This window comes from Dactylosporangium sp. NPDC000244, from assembly GCF_040300725.1.
Classification (GTDB): domain Bacteria; phylum Actinomycetota; class Actinomycetes; order Mycobacteriales; family Micromonosporaceae; genus Dactylosporangium.
Genome location: NZ_JBEPEH010000059.1, coordinates 19,759 through 33,573, shown reverse-complemented (window position 1 = coordinate 33,573; position 13,815 = coordinate 19,759). Strand labels below are relative to the sequence as shown.

At 69.1% G+C, this 13,815-nt stretch carries 13 protein-coding genes and 1 pseudogene; 9 read left to right on the top strand and 5 right to left on the bottom strand.

Annotated features, from left to right (window positions below; all coding sequences use genetic code 11):
* Nucleotides 1–4 precede the first annotated feature (4 nt).
* Both ABT369_RS52040 and ABT369_RS52035 read left to right on the top strand, forming a co-directional pair.
* Nucleotides 5–691: a GntR family transcriptional regulator gene (locus tag ABT369_RS52040; RefSeq protein ID WP_350625100.1), complete on the top strand. Its 687-nt coding sequence runs from the start codon at nucleotides 5–7 to the stop codon at nucleotides 689–691.
* Nucleotides 684–2,129, top strand: a complete 1,446-nt coding sequence (locus ABT369_RS52035) for an aldehyde dehydrogenase family protein (protein WP_350625098.1) — start codon at nucleotides 684–686, stop codon at nucleotides 2,127–2,129. The genes ABT369_RS52040 and ABT369_RS52035 overlap by 8 nt, the downstream gene beginning before the upstream one ends.
* Here the strand turns inward: ABT369_RS52035 and ABT369_RS52030 are convergent.
* The 3 genes and pseudogenes from ABT369_RS52030 to ABT369_RS52020 form a co-directional block, all read right to left on the bottom strand.
* Nucleotides 2,062–2,349, bottom strand: a pseudogene (locus ABT369_RS52030) (hypothetical protein); the annotation flags it as partial. The gene ABT369_RS52035 and the pseudogene ABT369_RS52030 overlap by 68 nt on opposite strands.
* 30 nt (nucleotides 2,350–2,379) lie before the next feature.
* The gene (locus ABT369_RS52025; protein WP_350625096.1) at nucleotides 2,380–2,916 is read right to left on the bottom strand and encodes an SHOCT domain-containing protein; all 537 of its coding nucleotides are present in this window, start codon (nucleotides 2,914–2,916) and stop codon (nucleotides 2,380–2,382) included.
* 54 nt (nucleotides 2,917–2,970) lie between these two features.
* Nucleotides 2,971–3,219, bottom strand: coding sequence for a hypothetical protein (locus ABT369_RS52020; RefSeq protein ID WP_350625094.1), 249 nt, complete (start codon nucleotides 3,217–3,219; stop codon nucleotides 2,971–2,973).
* A 55-nt stretch (nucleotides 3,220–3,274) separates the two neighbouring features.
* Here ABT369_RS52020 and ABT369_RS52015 point away from each other — a divergent pair, with 55 nt between their 5' ends.
* The 3 genes from ABT369_RS52015 to aroQ all read left to right on the top strand — a co-directional run bounded on the left by ABT369_RS52015 (nucleotide 3,275) and on the right by aroQ (nucleotide 7,188).
* Nucleotides 3,275–3,841: a hypothetical protein gene (locus ABT369_RS52015; RefSeq protein WP_350625092.1), complete on the top strand. Its 567-nt coding sequence runs from the start codon at nucleotides 3,275–3,277 to the stop codon at nucleotides 3,839–3,841.
* 594 nt (nucleotides 3,842–4,435) lie between these two features.
* Nucleotides 4,436–6,568 (top strand): outer membrane protein assembly factor BamB family protein, encoded by a 2,133-nt coding sequence (locus tag ABT369_RS52010; RefSeq protein ID WP_350625090.1) that lies wholly within the window; start codon nucleotides 4,436–4,438, stop codon nucleotides 6,566–6,568.
* A 176-nt stretch (nucleotides 6,569–6,744) separates the two neighbouring features.
* On the top strand, nucleotides 6,745–7,188 hold the full coding sequence (gene aroQ, locus ABT369_RS52005) for a type II 3-dehydroquinate dehydratase (RefSeq protein WP_350625088.1): 444 nt from the start codon (nucleotides 6,745–6,747) through the stop codon (nucleotides 7,186–7,188).
* 21 nt (nucleotides 7,189–7,209) lie between these two features.
* On the opposite strand, the gene ABT369_RS52000 is transcribed toward aroQ, so the two are convergent.
* On the bottom strand, nucleotides 7,210–8,016 hold the full coding sequence (locus ABT369_RS52000; RefSeq protein ID WP_350625086.1) for an IclR family transcriptional regulator: 807 nt from the start codon (nucleotides 8,014–8,016) through the stop codon (nucleotides 7,210–7,212).
* A gap of 526 nt (nucleotides 8,017–8,542) precedes the next feature.
* On the opposite strand from ABT369_RS52000, the gene pqqC reads away from it, so the two are divergent.
* Genes pqqC through pqqB form a run of 3 tightly spaced genes read left to right on the top strand, consistent with a single transcriptional unit; the run spans nucleotide 8,543 to nucleotide 11,510 of the window.
* Nucleotides 8,543–9,241, top strand: a complete 699-nt coding sequence (gene pqqC / locus ABT369_RS51995) for a pyrroloquinoline-quinone synthase PqqC (protein ID WP_350625084.1) — start codon at nucleotides 8,543–8,545, stop codon at nucleotides 9,239–9,241.
* On the top strand, nucleotides 9,238–10,656 hold the full coding sequence (gene pqqE / locus ABT369_RS51990; protein ID WP_350625082.1) for a pyrroloquinoline quinone biosynthesis protein PqqE: 1,419 nt from the start codon (nucleotides 9,238–9,240) through the stop codon (nucleotides 10,654–10,656). Before pqqC ends, pqqE begins: the two co-directional genes overlap by 4 nt.
* A complete protein-coding gene (gene pqqB / locus ABT369_RS51985) occupies nucleotides 10,653–11,510 on the top strand; it encodes a pyrroloquinoline quinone biosynthesis protein PqqB (RefSeq protein WP_350625080.1) in 858 nt (285 codons plus the stop codon). Before pqqE ends, pqqB begins: the two co-directional genes overlap by 4 nt.
* Nucleotides 11,511–11,514: 4 nt before the next feature.
* Here the strand turns inward: pqqB and ABT369_RS51980 are convergent, their stop codons facing one another.
* The gene (locus ABT369_RS51980) at nucleotides 11,515–12,174 is read right to left on the bottom strand and encodes a TetR/AcrR family transcriptional regulator (RefSeq protein ID WP_350625078.1); all 660 of its coding nucleotides are present in this window, start codon (nucleotides 12,172–12,174) and stop codon (nucleotides 11,515–11,517) included.
* Between the two features lie 463 nt (nucleotides 12,175–12,637).
* Between ABT369_RS51980 and ABT369_RS51975 the strand changes: the two genes are divergently transcribed.
* The gene (locus ABT369_RS51975) at nucleotides 12,638–13,702 is read left to right on the top strand and encodes a ThuA domain-containing protein (protein ID WP_350625076.1); all 1,065 of its coding nucleotides are present in this window, start codon (nucleotides 12,638–12,640) and stop codon (nucleotides 13,700–13,702) included.
* Nucleotides 13,703–13,815: the final 113 nt, after the last annotated feature.

The following is a 13,815-nucleotide window of genomic DNA, read 5'->3' as shown; positions in this document are numbered from 1 at the left end:
AACAGTGAAGGCCGACGATTCCTCGCCGGGGATTGTTCCGCTGGCAAGGCACCAGAACCTCACGGTCCGCACGGCCGCGCTGCTCCGCGAGGCGATCGTCGACGGCACCCTCGCCCCGGGCATGGATCTGAAGATCCCGCAAATCGCGAAGCTCTGCGGGGTGAGCGCCACACCGGTCCGGGAGGCCCTCATCCATCTGACCGAAGCGGGCCTGGTCTCGGTCCACCCCCAGGGCATCCGGATCGCCACCCCGTCGAAGTCGGCGCTGGCGGAGGCGTTCGAGGTACGTGAGTGCCTCGAGGGGATGACCGCGAGGCTGGCGGCGCAGCGGCGCTCAGACGAGCAGTCCGGCTCGATCCTCAAGCTGGCGAACCGCAGCCTCGAAGCGGCCGACAACAGCGAGGCAAACGAGTTCCGGACTCTCGACGCCCAGTTCCACCTCGCGATCGTCAGCGCTGCGCGCTCCAGCCACCTCGAGCGGTACGCCCGGAATGCGCTCGACCTCGCTCAGACGCTGCGCAACATCAGGCCCGTGCAGCGAGGCTTCAAAGCGGCGTCGGCGCACCTGCACGTCACGGTCGCCGAGGCAATCGCCAACCACGACCCCGACGGCGCCGAGGCCGCGATGCGCGCGCACGTACGCGAAGTCCTGGGACACATTCTCGAAGAGGACGACCCCGGCCGTGAGTAGCGTCCGGGATCTCACGTCGAACATCTCGGTGATCGCGGGCCGTGTCAACGGCAACCGGGTCGGCGGCAGCACCCGCATGCTGCACGGCCCGACCGGGGACCTGGTCGCACACGTATCACTCTGCGGCATCCAGGACGTCGACGCAGCCGTCGACGCCGCCGCCGACGCGCAGCACGCCTGGCGGCGCACTCCCGCACCGCGTCGCGGCGAAGTCCTCAGCCGCGCCGCGGTGCTGCTCGCACAGCGCCGCGCGGAGTTCGCGACCACCATCACGCTCGAGGAAGGCAAGACGCTCCGGGAGGCCGGGGCCGAGGTCGACCGCGCCATCGACTATCTGTCCTTCTTCGGCGCCGAAGGATGGCGCCTCGCGGGCCAGGAATTCGCCAACCTGGAACCGAACCTGAGAATCACCTCGCGGCGGGAGCCGCTGGGAGTCGTCGGGCTGATCACCCCATGGAACTTCCCCCTTGCGATCCCCGCCTGGAAGATCGGACCGGCGCTGGTCGCCGGCAACGCCGTCATCCTCAAGCCCGCCCTCGAAGCGCCGGGCCCGAGTGTGCTCCTCGCCGAGCTGCTCGAGTCAGCCGGACTGCCTCCGGGTGTGCTCAACGTCCTGGTCGGCGACGGCGGCACGATCGGAGCTGCCGTCGTCGCCCACCCGGGCATTCACGCCATCAGCTTCACCGGTTCCACGGAGGTCGGCCGGCGCATCGCCGCGGTGTGCGGTCAGCGCATGGCCCGCGTCCAACTGGAGCTGGGCGGATCGAACGCCACCGTGGTGCTGGACGACGCGGACCCTGACTCGGCCGCGGACTTGATCGCCCGTAGCGCGTTCGGCCTGACCGGCCAGGCCTGCACCGCCACCAGCCGGGTCTACTGCACCCCGGGCATCGCGTCGTCACTCGTGGAGGCGCTGGTCGCCCGGGCCCGCTCGCTGCGAATCGGGGACGGCACGGACCCGTCGGCGGATGTCGGCCCGCTCGTGAGCACGGCCGCTCACGCTCGGGTCGCGGACATCGTCGACACCGCCGTGCGGGAAGGGGCCGTCCGGCATGGTCGGGGAGCCGCGGCCCCGCCCTTCTTCGAGCCCACGGTCCTCACCAGCCTTCCACCCGACGCGCACATCTTGCAGACGGAGGTGTTCGGCCCGGTGGTCGCGGTCGTGGAGGTCCCCTCCCTCGAGGAGGCCATCGCGTGCGTCAACGCCAGCCGGTACGGCCTGGTCGCCAGCATCCTGACCAACTCGCTGTCCGCGGCACAGACCTTCACCGACGAGGTCCGCGCCGGCACGGTCAAGGTGAACGAGACGACCACCGGAAATCAGCCGAACGTGCCCTTCGGCGGGCTGAAGGACTCATCCAACGCGGCGTTCAAGGAACAGGGATCAGTCGCCCTGGACTTCTACACGGTGTCCAAGTCGGTCTACGTCCGATGGTGAGGTGAAAGGCCCTTCGGGTTGCCTCCCCGGGACCGCGGTCGCCGTCACCGGCCGGCGCCCGTGGGCGCTTGTGCACGCCGGCGCGAGCGGTCTCGGGTTGGTTCACCAGGGCCTGCAGGGTCGGGGGTCGGCGGCTCAGCCCTGGGTGCTGGCCCAGGCAGCGGGCTACGGCTCTGACGCCCGTCTCTTCGAGGACCTCGCGGACGGCGGCTTCCGCGGGGTCCTCGTGGGGGGCACACCGGGACGATGCCTACATCTCGGCCAGGATCTTCGCCTTCGCCTGCTCGTACTCGGCCGGCGATAGCGCGCCGGATTCCCGCAGGGACTGCAGCATGGTCAACCTGACGACCGGGTCCGTCGTCGGGGCTGGCTGCGCGGTGCCGGGCCCGGCCGTGAACGATTGCCCGTCGTTGATGGTGAGCAGCGTGCCGAACGGCCGAGCCGCCGGACCAGCGTTGCCAACGGGGTGAGGGTGCGGCGCCGGGTCAGGCGCCGGTTGCCGGAACCATAGGCCCAGGATGAAGCCCGCGAGGCTGCCGATGATGGCCAGGGGCAGGATGAGCGCCCATTTGCCGGTCCCCGGTGGGCACGGCCGGGCAGAGACGTAGTTGCCCCCGGACGCGCAGGATCCGCCCCGGATCAGTTGGAAGAGCGCGAAGAGCGCGACGCCCAGGCAGACGACGCCGAGCAAGACGCAGATCGTGGAACGGACTCGAATCATCACGGTGCGACCGTACAGATCAACGCGTTCCATCCGGGTCGTTGCGTACGGAATGCGACCCATCATCAGGACCTCCCGCGTCGGAGTGCCGATAGTGCTTGATGGGTTCCTCCGCAGAGGTCAGATTTGCGGGCCTTGGAGGCCGTCGAGCGTTGGTGTGACGGGCCGTTCGGGTCGGCTGGTCGCCTGGGCAGGTTGCACGTCCGCCGCAGAGGTCGCTCGTTCTGCCGCGTGGATAGCGGCAGAACGTGGGTTTCGTAGGGCCATGAACAGGATCGCGGTGCGGAGATCCAGGCCGCAATCCGGACGCAGGTGAGCGAATGCCTCTCCTGTCGTGATTTGACCGGCTACCGAGATGATCTCGTCCATGACGAACCGCTCGGCGCGTGCTGGAGGGAGAGTGCCTGTTGCGGCGCTAGCGCTTGTGGCGATCAGCCTCGCCGGGTGTTCGGGACCGCTGGGCGGCGAGGGCGTACTGACCGCCGCCGGCTGGGCGCCTGACGGCAGCATTGTGGCGGCGACACACGCGACCGACCACCCGGCCAAGCTGTGGTCGGGTGCCCCCGGGGAAGAGCTCCGCCCGCTGGCGTTCGAGTACTGCCAACCTGCCGCGATCTTGTCGGTCTTCCGGCTGTCCGGCGACCGGCTGGGTCTGACCGTCGTGTGCGGTGAGCAGGATGAGGCCCAGCTGGAGGCGTGGCGGAACGGACAGTCTGCCCAGTATTCCGTGCGGCTCGTCGCGCTGCAGCCATCGAGCGGTCGCGTGGAGCAGTTGGCTGCCAAGCCCGCAAGAGTCGACGTTTCGATCCAGGATGGAGTCTGGTCCGAGGCCGCTGGAGCGGGATTCGTCGAGTACTCGAACGGATGTCCGGGCGTCGGGCGGCTGGACGCCGGCGGGGCGGTGCAGCCGTTGGCACTCACGGTGCCACTGCCGGGCGGGTCCGTGTCGATGTCCTCCGAGCCGGCCGCACGATCCCGCAGTTGTCCATAGGCGACAGGCGCACGGCGGAGTCGGTGCCGCCCACTTTCCATGCGCGGGCGCCCGCAGTAGCACCGGCGCAAGCCGGATCGGGATCTTGGTACTGCCTTCCGCGGCGATCTGTTCGAGGCGGTGCTTGATGCGCCGATTGCTCCACCGCCGCATGAGATCGGCCCGGGACGCCGAGGGATCCGGCAGGCCGGCCGACGCCTCGTCCCACCACTGCTCGACCAGGCCACGGCAGAAGGGGTCAGCGAGAGCGGCGGTTCGACGCAGCCTCGACTGGATTCCGCCCGTGCAGATCCTCGGTCTGCCCAGTGGACCATGTGACTGTACCGCGGACCTCTACTCGCGATTGGCTCGATCTCTTGCCTGAAAGGCTCGCGGCCCCATATATTCATGACCGCCAGCAATGGACCGATCGAACCATCTAGTGGACCACCTTCGGATTCGCTGCCGGCACTCTTCCGACCCTGCCGGAGTTCGCAGGCCCGCAACGGTTGCCCGCCGCACCACCGCGATGTCCCGGCTTCAGCTCCAAGAGGGGAGCAAGGTGAAACATCAGCAATTCCTGGGCCTCTGTCATCGCTGCTACGAGGCGGCGCCATGACGGAGATCGATCGCAGGCGGGTCCTCAAAGGCGCGGCCGCGACCGCGATGGGCTCGGCACTGGTGCAGGTGGCCGGCACCGCGGCGCAGGCATCGCCCGCGACGGCGGCCGGCGCCGGTCGAGCCCCGGTCCCGGCGTCGTGTTCCGCGCCTGGGGAGCAGAACTTTCCCAAGGTCGGCGGCAACTACGGCAACCAGAGCTACTCATCGCTCAGTCAGATCCAGCGCGGCAACCTTCGCCGGCTGGGTGGCGCTTGGGTGAACCGCATCGAGGGTGGCCTGACGACCGGCACCAACCAGAGCACTGCGGTGGCGGTCGGCGGCGTGCTGTACATCGAGTCGGCGCTCGGCAACGTCCACGCCGTCGACGGCGCGACCGGCGTCACGAAATGGGTGTACCGGCAGACCCGCGGAACGGTGACGCGCCGCGGCGTGGCCGTCGGTCAGGGGATGGTGTTCACGCACGGCAAGGGCAACTGGCTCATCGCGCTCGACCAGCAGACCGGCGCGGTCGTGTGGGAGCGTCAGGTCAACGGCTACGGCAACATGGAGAAGGTCGCCGTTACGTACCACGATGGCCTGCTGCATGTCGGCACGCACGACGGCGACCGCGGTGCCGCGATGGCGGTCAACGCCGCCGACGGCGAGCTCGTCTGGCACTTCTGGGGCGCTCCCGGACCGGGCGAGTTCGGCAACGACACCTGGGAGGGCGAGTCCTGGCGGACCGGCGGCGCCACGCCCTGGATGCACCCGGCCCTCGACCCGGAGCTGGGGCTGGTGTACTGGACGTTCGGCAACGCGCGGGGCAACCGCTCGTCGCAGGACGGCTCGCAGCGCGGCGGGATGAACCTGTTCTCGAGCTCGATCGTCGCGATGGAGATCAAGACCGGGAAGTACCGCTGGCACTTCCAGTCCATCCATCACGGTATCTGGGACATGGACAACGTCATGGCCCCGGTGCTGGCCGACGTGCGGATCCACGGCAAGATCCGCAAGGTGGTCGTCTACGGCAGCAAGTCCGGTATGTACTTCATCCTCGACCGGACCGATGGCTCGGCCCCCCTTGGCATCGACGAACGGCCCGTGCCGCAGGATGCGCGGCAGAAGACGTGGCCGACGCAGCCGTTCCCGCGGCAGGGTCCGTGGGTCGAGTCGCGCGTCGTCGACCAGCCCCTGGGCGCGGCGGTACCGGGCGACCCGAACCGGGCCGTGCCCAACTACGTGCAGGGCGCGCTGTACGACCCGCATTGGGACACTCCGGTGCTGTCGACTCCGGGGCACGGCGGCGGCGCGTGCTGGAACCAGCAGTCGTACAGCCACAGCACCGAACTCGTCTACACGGGCTTCGGCTACGTCGCGGCGGCGCACTCGCTGACCGAGGCGAGTAACGGCCTGCGGCCGCCGGGGGAGTACCAGACCGGTGGCGTGGTCGCGGTCGACCCGAGCACGAACCAGGTGCGTTGGAGGAAGCGGTTGCCGTACTCCCTGGCGCACGGCAACGGAATCCTCACCACGGCGTCGAAGCTGTTGTTCATCGGCCAGCCCGACGGCAACCTGCTCTGCCTCCACGCCGAGAACGGCCAGGAGCTGTGGCGGTTCCAGTGCGGTGCGGCGATCAGCAGCAGCCCGATCATGTACGAGGTCGACGGCGTGCAGTACCTCGCCGTCTACGCCGGCGGCACCGGCATCCCGTACGGCGATTCGGCGCCGCGCGGCGACTTCTTGTGGGCGTTCAAGATCGACGGATCCGTGCCGCCGGCGCCCACGCCTCCTCCGCCGGTGGTGCGCCGCCCGGTCTCCGGCGGGCCGGTCGAGGGCAGTGCGGTCGCCAACACCGTGGTGCTCGCGCGGACCTATAACGCCACGACCGGGCAGGTCAGTGCGGTCGAGTCGACGGCGGTGAACGCGATGGCACCGACGCACATGCGAGTGCCGGTGGGCACCACGGTGACCTTCGTCAACCCGGTCGACAACGTCAACGTGCACGGCGCGACGCAGTTCTTCGAGGGGCTGTTCGACTTCCGGCTGCAGCCGGGACAGTCCGCCACATACACGTTCACGCGGCGGGGTGAGTACTTCTTCAACGACTGCTACAGCCCCCGGCCGACGGGGAAGATCGAGGTGTACTGACGTCCCGGTGAACGGCGGTGCCGGTGACGCCACACCGGCACCGCCCCGATCGGCCGGCACGGCAACGCCAGGTGCGACCCGCCGTGGCCGGCCTTCGTCCACGGCGGTCACGGTATGCTGCCCACGACCTGACCCTGTGTGGCCAGTCGGCCGCCATGTCGAGAGGCAGCCCCGCCGTGCCACCGCGCCACCAGCTGCTCCTGCTCAACGGACCGAACCTCAACCTGCTCGGGGTGCGGGAGCCGGAGCGGTACGGCACCACGACGCTGCAAGAGATCGAGGACATGGCGGGCAAGGCGGCCGCCGAGCACGGCATCGCGATCCAGGCCGTGCAGAGCAACCACGAAGGTGTCCTCATCGACACGCTGCACGCGGCGCGCACCACCTGCGCCGGCGTCATCATCAATCCGGGCGGCCTGACGCACACTTCGGTGTCGCTGCGCGACGCGGTCGCCGCCGTGGCACTGCCGACCGTCGAGGTCCACATCACCAACATCCATCGCAAGGAGCCGTTTCGGCACCACTCCTACATCTCCGGCGTCGCCGACGCTGTCATCGCCGGCGCGGGCCCGATCGGCTACGTGCTCGCCGTGACCTACCTCGCGCACGCCCTGGGCTGAGGCGCACCGGCTTCCGAGGAGTCAGAGCGATGTGCCCAGTGGGTGGTCGAATCCGCGGTCGGAGATGCGTTGTGCGATGTCTTTGAGGTCGGTGGCGAATTCGGTGATGCGTTCGTCGGTGAAGCGGAGGGTGGGGCCGCTGAGGGACAGGGCGGCGACGACTGTGCCGGTGCGGGAGTGGATGGGTACGGCGACGGCGGAGAGTCCGTCTTCGCGTTCGCCGTGGCTGGTGGCGTATCCGAGGTGGGTGGCTTCGTCGATCCATTCTTGGAGTCGTTTGGTGTGTTGTTCGCCGTAGGGGCTGCTGCGGGCGATGCGCAGGAGGCGGCTGGGTGTGGCGTTGTGGAGGAGGACTTTGGCGGATGCGCCGGCCCAGAGTGGGAGTTCGTCGCCGATGTGGACGACGTGTCGCAGGGGTTGTGGGCTTTCTTGTTGGGCGATGCAGACGCGGTAGATGTCGCGGGCGACGTAGACGTTGACGGTTTCGCGGCGGCGGGCGGCGAGGTCGCGCATCATGCGTTGGGTTTCTGGGGGCAGTTCCCAGCTGCGTTGGGCGAGGTGGGCCCAGCGCCAGAGTCCTGGGCCGGCCATGTAGCCGGAGGTTGTTCCCCAGAGCAGGCCGCTTTGTTCGAGGGTTTGGACGAGGCGGATGACGGTGGTTTTGGCCAGTCCTGTTTCCTCGACGATGTCGCGGATCGTTACCAGTGGGCGGTCGTCTGTGAGCAGTGTGAGGATGTCCAGCGCGCGTTGGACGCTGCGGACGCCCTGCGACTCACCCTCGGCGGGTTCGGCGTCGCGGTGCTCATCACCGTTCGTTGCCTTCGCCATCTCTGTGTCTCCATTGCTTCTGTGTGGTACCTGCATGCGTGCTGCGGTGGGGTGTCCGTCTGTGGCGCCGTCGTCGCCCCTGGACGCCGATTGTGAACGGCTGCCAGGACACCCGTCCATTCTGCATTGTGGTCCACGCGTGCCGCCGGTCGGATTGGTCCCCAGAAGTCTCGCGCCGGTCTTGTGGAGGCGCCTCAGGTCGGTCTATGGTTCGTCCATCGAGCGGATCAAGTGAACCATCTGGCGGACTGGATGGGGCGTGGTGTGAAGCGACGAATATGGGCCGCCGACTCGGGTACCAGTCCCACCGCCGCGTTCTGCGGCGGCCTGGCCAATCAGTCGTACGCGTTCACGTCCAACGCCAGCAAGATCGTCATCTGCTGACCGACCGACAAGGAGCGATCATGTCCACCACCGACCAGACTCTCCCCGCCTCCCAACCTCCCCGCCGGCAGTGGAGTGCGCCCCACGTCGAATGCCTGGAGACCCGGCCGGAGGTCTCCGCCTACTCCGGTGCAGGGGATCCGTGGCTCCGGCAGTCGCGCTGAGCCGGGAAGCGTTCGCCGAGGCCCTCCGGGGCCTCGGCCCGCTCTACTGGGACCGGCACCGCTTCCATCTCCGCCTCCACGACGGGCGCTGCAGCCCGGACGAGATCCGGTCATGGGTGGCGAACCGCTGGTACTACCAGCGGTGCCTGGCGCAGAAGAACGCGGCGGTCGTGTCACGCTGCCCGCTGCCGGAGGTTCGGCGGAAGTGGCTGCCGCGGGTGACCTTCCACGACGGCTCGCATGAGGGCGAGGGCGGGCTGGCCGAGTGGCTCGTCCTTGCCGAGGCGGTGGGGCTTTCCCGGGAGGAGGTCGTCGATGAACGGCATGTGCTGCGCGGCGTGCGGTTCGCCGTGGACGGGTACGTGCAGTTCTGCATGACCCGGCCCTGGATCGAAGGCGTTGCCGCGGCGTTGACCGAACTGTTCTCACCCGAACTCATGACCGAGCGCGTGCACGCCTGGCAGCGGCACTACGACTGGATCAAACCGGACGGCCTCACCTACTTCGAGACGAGGATTCCCGTGGCCCGCTCCGAGAGCGCCGACACCCTCGAACTCGTCCTCACCCACTGCACCGGCGCCGAGCAGCAACAGGCGGCGCTCGCCGCGCTGCGCTTCAAGTGTGATGTCCTCGGCGCGATGCTCGACGCCATCGACTACGCGGCGATGACCACATGACCACCACCACCCCGCGGCCGGTGGAGCGGCCTGGGCTCAACCGCGGCGTCCGTCTTGTTCGGGACCCGGTGCGGTCGCAGCACGCCCTGCTCTATCCGGAGGGCGTGCTGCTGCTCGACACGGTCGCGGCCGACGTCGTTCAGGCGTGTGACGGCCGCCGCGATCTCGCCGGGATCGTGGAGGTTCTGGCGCACGAGTACACCGGCGTCGACGCCGGTGACGTCGAGCGGCTTCTCGCCGACCTGACGAGCAGAAGACTGCTGGCTTCCGGGCGCACCCGGTGCGAACGTCCCGGCGGCGCCCTGGCGGGCGGCGCCGCCGGGGCAACCCGGTGGAGCAGCGCCCACCCGCGACCGACCGGTCTGCTCGCCGAACTCACCTACCGGTGCCCCCTACGGTGCCCGTACTGCTCCAACCCGCTCGAGCTCGCCGCCTACCGCGAGGAGCTGACTACCGGGCAGTGGTGCGACGTGCTCGAGCAGGCGCGCGCCGCCGGTGTGCTGCAGGTCCACCTGTCCGGCGGCGAGCCGCTGCTGCGCCGGGACCTGGCGGAGCTCGTGGGCCGCGCGAGCCGCCTCGGCATGTACACGAATCTGGTCACCAGCGGCATCCCGCTCACCGATGACCTGCTGTCCGCGCTGCTGGCCGAGGGCCTCGACCACCTGCAGCTGTCGTTGCAGGACGACCGGCCGGCCGCCGCCGACCAGGTCGCCGGCGGCAGCTTCCACGCCCGCAAGCTCGCGGCGGCGGCGCTGATCCGCGAGTCGGGGATTCCGTTCTCGGTCAACGTGGTCCTGCACGCAGGCAACCTTGCCCGGGTGGAGGAGGTCGCCGAACTGGCGATCGGGCTCGGTGCCGACCGGCTGGAGCTCGCACACACCCAGTTCTACGGCTGGGGGCTGCGTAACCGCGCCGCGCTCATGCCCACACGCGCCCAGGCCGACGCCGCGGCGGTCGCGGTCGCGGCGGTCCACGGCCGTCACGGTGACCGTGTCGAGATCGTCTATGTCGAGCCCGACTACCACACCGGATACCCGAAGCCGTGCATGAACGGCTGGGCCAGCCGCCAGCTCGTCGTCGCACCCAACGGTGACGCCCTGCCCTGTCTCGCCGCGGGGCAGCTGCCGGGCATCGAGATTCCGTCGGTCCGGACCATGGCTGTTGCCGACATCTGGCAGCACGCGCCACTGTTCAACGCATTCCGCGGTACCGAATGGATGTCCGAGCCGTGCCAGAGCTGTGCGCTGCGCGACATCGACCACGGCGGCTGCCGGTGCCAGGCGTTCCAACTGACCGGCGACCCCGCCGCCACGGATCCGGCCTGCCGCTGGTCCCCGCACCACGATGCCGTGCTCGCCGCCGGCGGCGGTGACGCGGGTCCCCGCCCGCTGGCCGTTCCCCGGCGGCAACGGTGAAGGTACGCATCCTGGGCAGCGCGGCCGGCGGCGGCCTTCCGCAATGGAACTGCGCCTGCACCGGCTGCACGGCGGCGCGCCGCAGCGGGTCGCACCGCACGCAGGACGGTGTCGCCGTCACCGGAGACGGCATCGCCTGGTACCTGGTCAACGCCTCACCCGACATCCGCACCCAACTGCTCGCCGCCGGGGACGTCGAACCCGGGCCGGGCCCGCGGGACACCCCGATCCGCGGAGTTCTGCTGACCACGGCCGAGATCGACCATACGGCCGGCCTGCTCAGCCTGCGTGAGGCGAACCGGCTCACCCTCTACGGCACGGGCACCGTTCTCGGCGCGCTGCAAACGTCGCTGCCGGTGATCCCGGTGCTGCGCCGCTACACCGACCTTCGGCTCCATGAGCTCCCGATCGGCGAGCCACTCAGCCTCGACGGCGGCCTCACGGTCCGAACCGCGGTCGTCGGCGCCAAGCGACCCCGCTACGCCGACCACGGCACCGGCGACGACTGGGTCTGCGCCCTGCGTATCACGGACGACCGGACCGGGCGGGTGTTCGTCTACGCCAGTTGCCTACCGGAGTGGACCGATGCCTTCGACGACTTCCTGAAAGGCTCCGATGCCGCGCTGCTGGACGGCACGTTTCTCACGGGGGACGAGATGGCCCGTGAGACCGGGCTGACCAGGACCCCGCGGGAGATGGGGCACATGCCGATCGTCGAGGCGCTCCCGGCCCTTCGGCGCCACCGCGGCGTGCGGGTGTTGTTCGGTCACCTCAACAACACCAACCCTGCCGCGAGCGCCGGCGCGGACGCCCCTGCCGAGATGGCGGCGGACGGCCAGACGATCGAGTGGTGAGGCCTCACCCGCCGGTGAGCAGATGGGACACGATCATCTCGCCGAGCAGCCGCCGGTAGTGCTCCCGGCGGGCCGGGTCGACCGGATCCCGGCCGAAGATCGCGCTGAGGGTGTGCCGGTTGGCGATCCGGAAGAAGCAATACGCGCTGATCGCGAGGTGGACGTCGAAGGCGTCGACGTCGTCGCGGAAGATGCCCTCCGCCCTTCCGCGCTTCAGGATCTGCTCGATGAGCTGGATCGCAGGGCTGTTCAGCGACGCCATGCTGTCCAGTTGCGCGATGTGCTCGCCGCGGTGGATGTTCTCGATGCTGACCAGCCGGATGAAGTCCGGGTTCGCCTCGTGGTGGTCGAAGGTGATCTCGGCGAGCCGGCGAATCGCGTCGGCCGGCGGCAGGTGATCGAGGTTCACCTGGTGCTCGGCGGCGCGGATCTGCGCGTACGCGCGCTCCAGGACCGCGACGTAGAGCTGCTTCTTGCCGCCGTAGTAGTAGTAGATCATCCGCTTGGTCGTCCGGGTCCGTTCGGCGATCTCGTCGACCCTGGCCCCGTCGTATCCGCGGTCGGCGAACTCCCGGGTCGCGACGTCGAGAATCTCGCGACGAGTCCGGTCCGCGTCGCGGCGGCGGTCGTCTGGTGACTCGGGCGGGCTGGTTGCCGGATCCATCGTGTCCTTTCCGGAAGGGTGTGTAGACCTGGACGCCGCGCCCAGTCTTGCACGGCCCGTCGCCCATCCCGTCCGGATGGCCATGGCGGACGACGCATGACGGCAATGGCCGGCAGCCAGTCCGGCCGCTCGGCCACGGGTCGATGTCGCCGATCTGCTGGGCGGACTGTTGATGCCGCTTGATGGGAGCACAGGAGCCCCCTCCAGGGCGTGGCCACCCGCGGGACCCGAGCCGAAACTTCCACGAAACACGTGGTTGTGCCGGTGGTGCCACGGATCTATATTGAGTCAGTCATGAATGGTACGGCAGTACCGTCTGATGGACCATTTGAGGGTCCACTCATGACGATCGATCCTCGTATCGAGTCAAGCCCAGCCGCGCAGTCCTGACAGACGTCACCCCCTGACGCGTAGCAGGAAGATCGAAGTCCACCAAACCCCGCCCGACAGAGGTGAGCCCTGCATGGCAGCAAACGTCCCCCGCCGCCAGTTCATCAAAGGCGCGACCGCCGCGGTCGCCGCAACCGCCGCGGCGCAGGCATTACCCGCTTCAACGGCCAATGCTGACCCGGGCGGCGGTCAAGGCAAAGGACACGTCGAGCCGACCGTGAAGTCGCCGCTGACGACCAACACTGGTCCGGGTATCGACCAGTACTTCGACCCGTCGTACAACGTGGTCCGGGGCCGGGTTCCGGAGTCCTACCACCCGTGGGTCGCCAACCGCGAAGACCGGATCCTCCTCTACACGCGCACGGCTGGGCCGCGCCACGCGCACCTGGGCCCGGCGCTCAAGGCCGGCATCAACCCCGCGCTGACGCCGCAGAACGTGCTGCAGAACGCCATGATCAAGTGGATGGGCGAGGTTGGCGTCCAGGTCGACTGGACCGAGGACGTCTCGCGCCTGGCCTCGATCAGCAGCAGCTACAAGGCTGTGGTGTTTGCGAGCACGAGCCGCGACGTGATGTGGAAGCACGGCACCGCGGTGGCGCCGGCCTCCGCGGTGGACACGACGACCGGAGCCCACCTGGACGCGGCGAAGACGGCGTTGCGTCAGTACGTGCGCGCCGGTGGTGGATTCGTCGGCATTCACAACGCGTTCGGCACCGAGTACAACTGGCCGTGGTACGAGGGCCTGCTCGGCGGCGCCAACTACTACGACCATGGCAATCACCAGAACGGCGACGTCGTGGTCGTCAACTCGGACTCGAGCACGGACCGTATCCCGAAGCGTTGGGCGTTCCGGGACGAGTGGTACAACCTCGTGCCTTTTCCGACCCGCGTGAAGTTCCTGCTCACGGTCGACGAATCCACCGTCGCCACCAAGTCCAGGACGCACCCGGGCCACGGCGATTTCCATCCGGTGTCGTGGTGCCAGTACTACGACGGCGGCCGCGCCTTCCTCACCACGCTCGGCCATGATTCCGACGCCTGGAGGGACGGATCGGGCTACCCCAGCCAGGAGTTCTTCAAGCAGCACATCGTCAAGGGTGTGCTTTCGGCCATGGGCACGGTCCCGTTCTGCTCCTGACCCCCGGGTCTACCGGCTGCCGCTGCGTCATGGCGGCACGCTCCGGTTGTACGCGCTGCCGGCCCGGCCCGGCCAGTCCGGCCAGGCCGGCAGCGGGTGTTGATGCCAGGCGC

Bases quoted from the DNA above. Each gene is read 5' to 3' on its own strand.
- ABT369_RS52010 (WP_350625090.1), top strand. From the start codon at position 4,436: ATGACGGAGATCGATCGCAGGCGGGTCCTCAAAGGCGCGGCCGCGACC.
- ABT369_RS52025 (WP_350625096.1), bottom strand. From the start codon at position 2,916: ATGATGGGTCGCATTCCGTACGCAACGACCCGGATGGAACGCGTTGAT.
- ABT369_RS52000 (WP_350625086.1), bottom strand. From the start codon at position 8,016: ATGGCGAAGGCAACGAACGGTGATGAGCACCGCGACGCCGAACCCGCC.
- ABT369_RS51980 (WP_350625078.1), bottom strand. From the start codon at position 12,174: ATGGATCCGGCAACCAGCCCGCCCGAGTCACCAGACGACCGCCGCCGC.
- pqqE (WP_350625082.1), top strand. From the start codon at position 9,238: ATGACCACCACCACCCCGCGGCCGGTGGAGCGGCCTGGGCTCAACCGC.
- ABT369_RS51975 (WP_350625076.1), top strand. From the start codon at position 12,638: ATGGCAGCAAACGTCCCCCGCCGCCAGTTCATCAAAGGCGCGACCGCC.
- ABT369_RS52020 (WP_350625094.1), bottom strand. From the start codon at position 3,219: ATGGACGAGATCATCTCGGTAGCCGGTCAAATCACGACAGGAGAGGCA.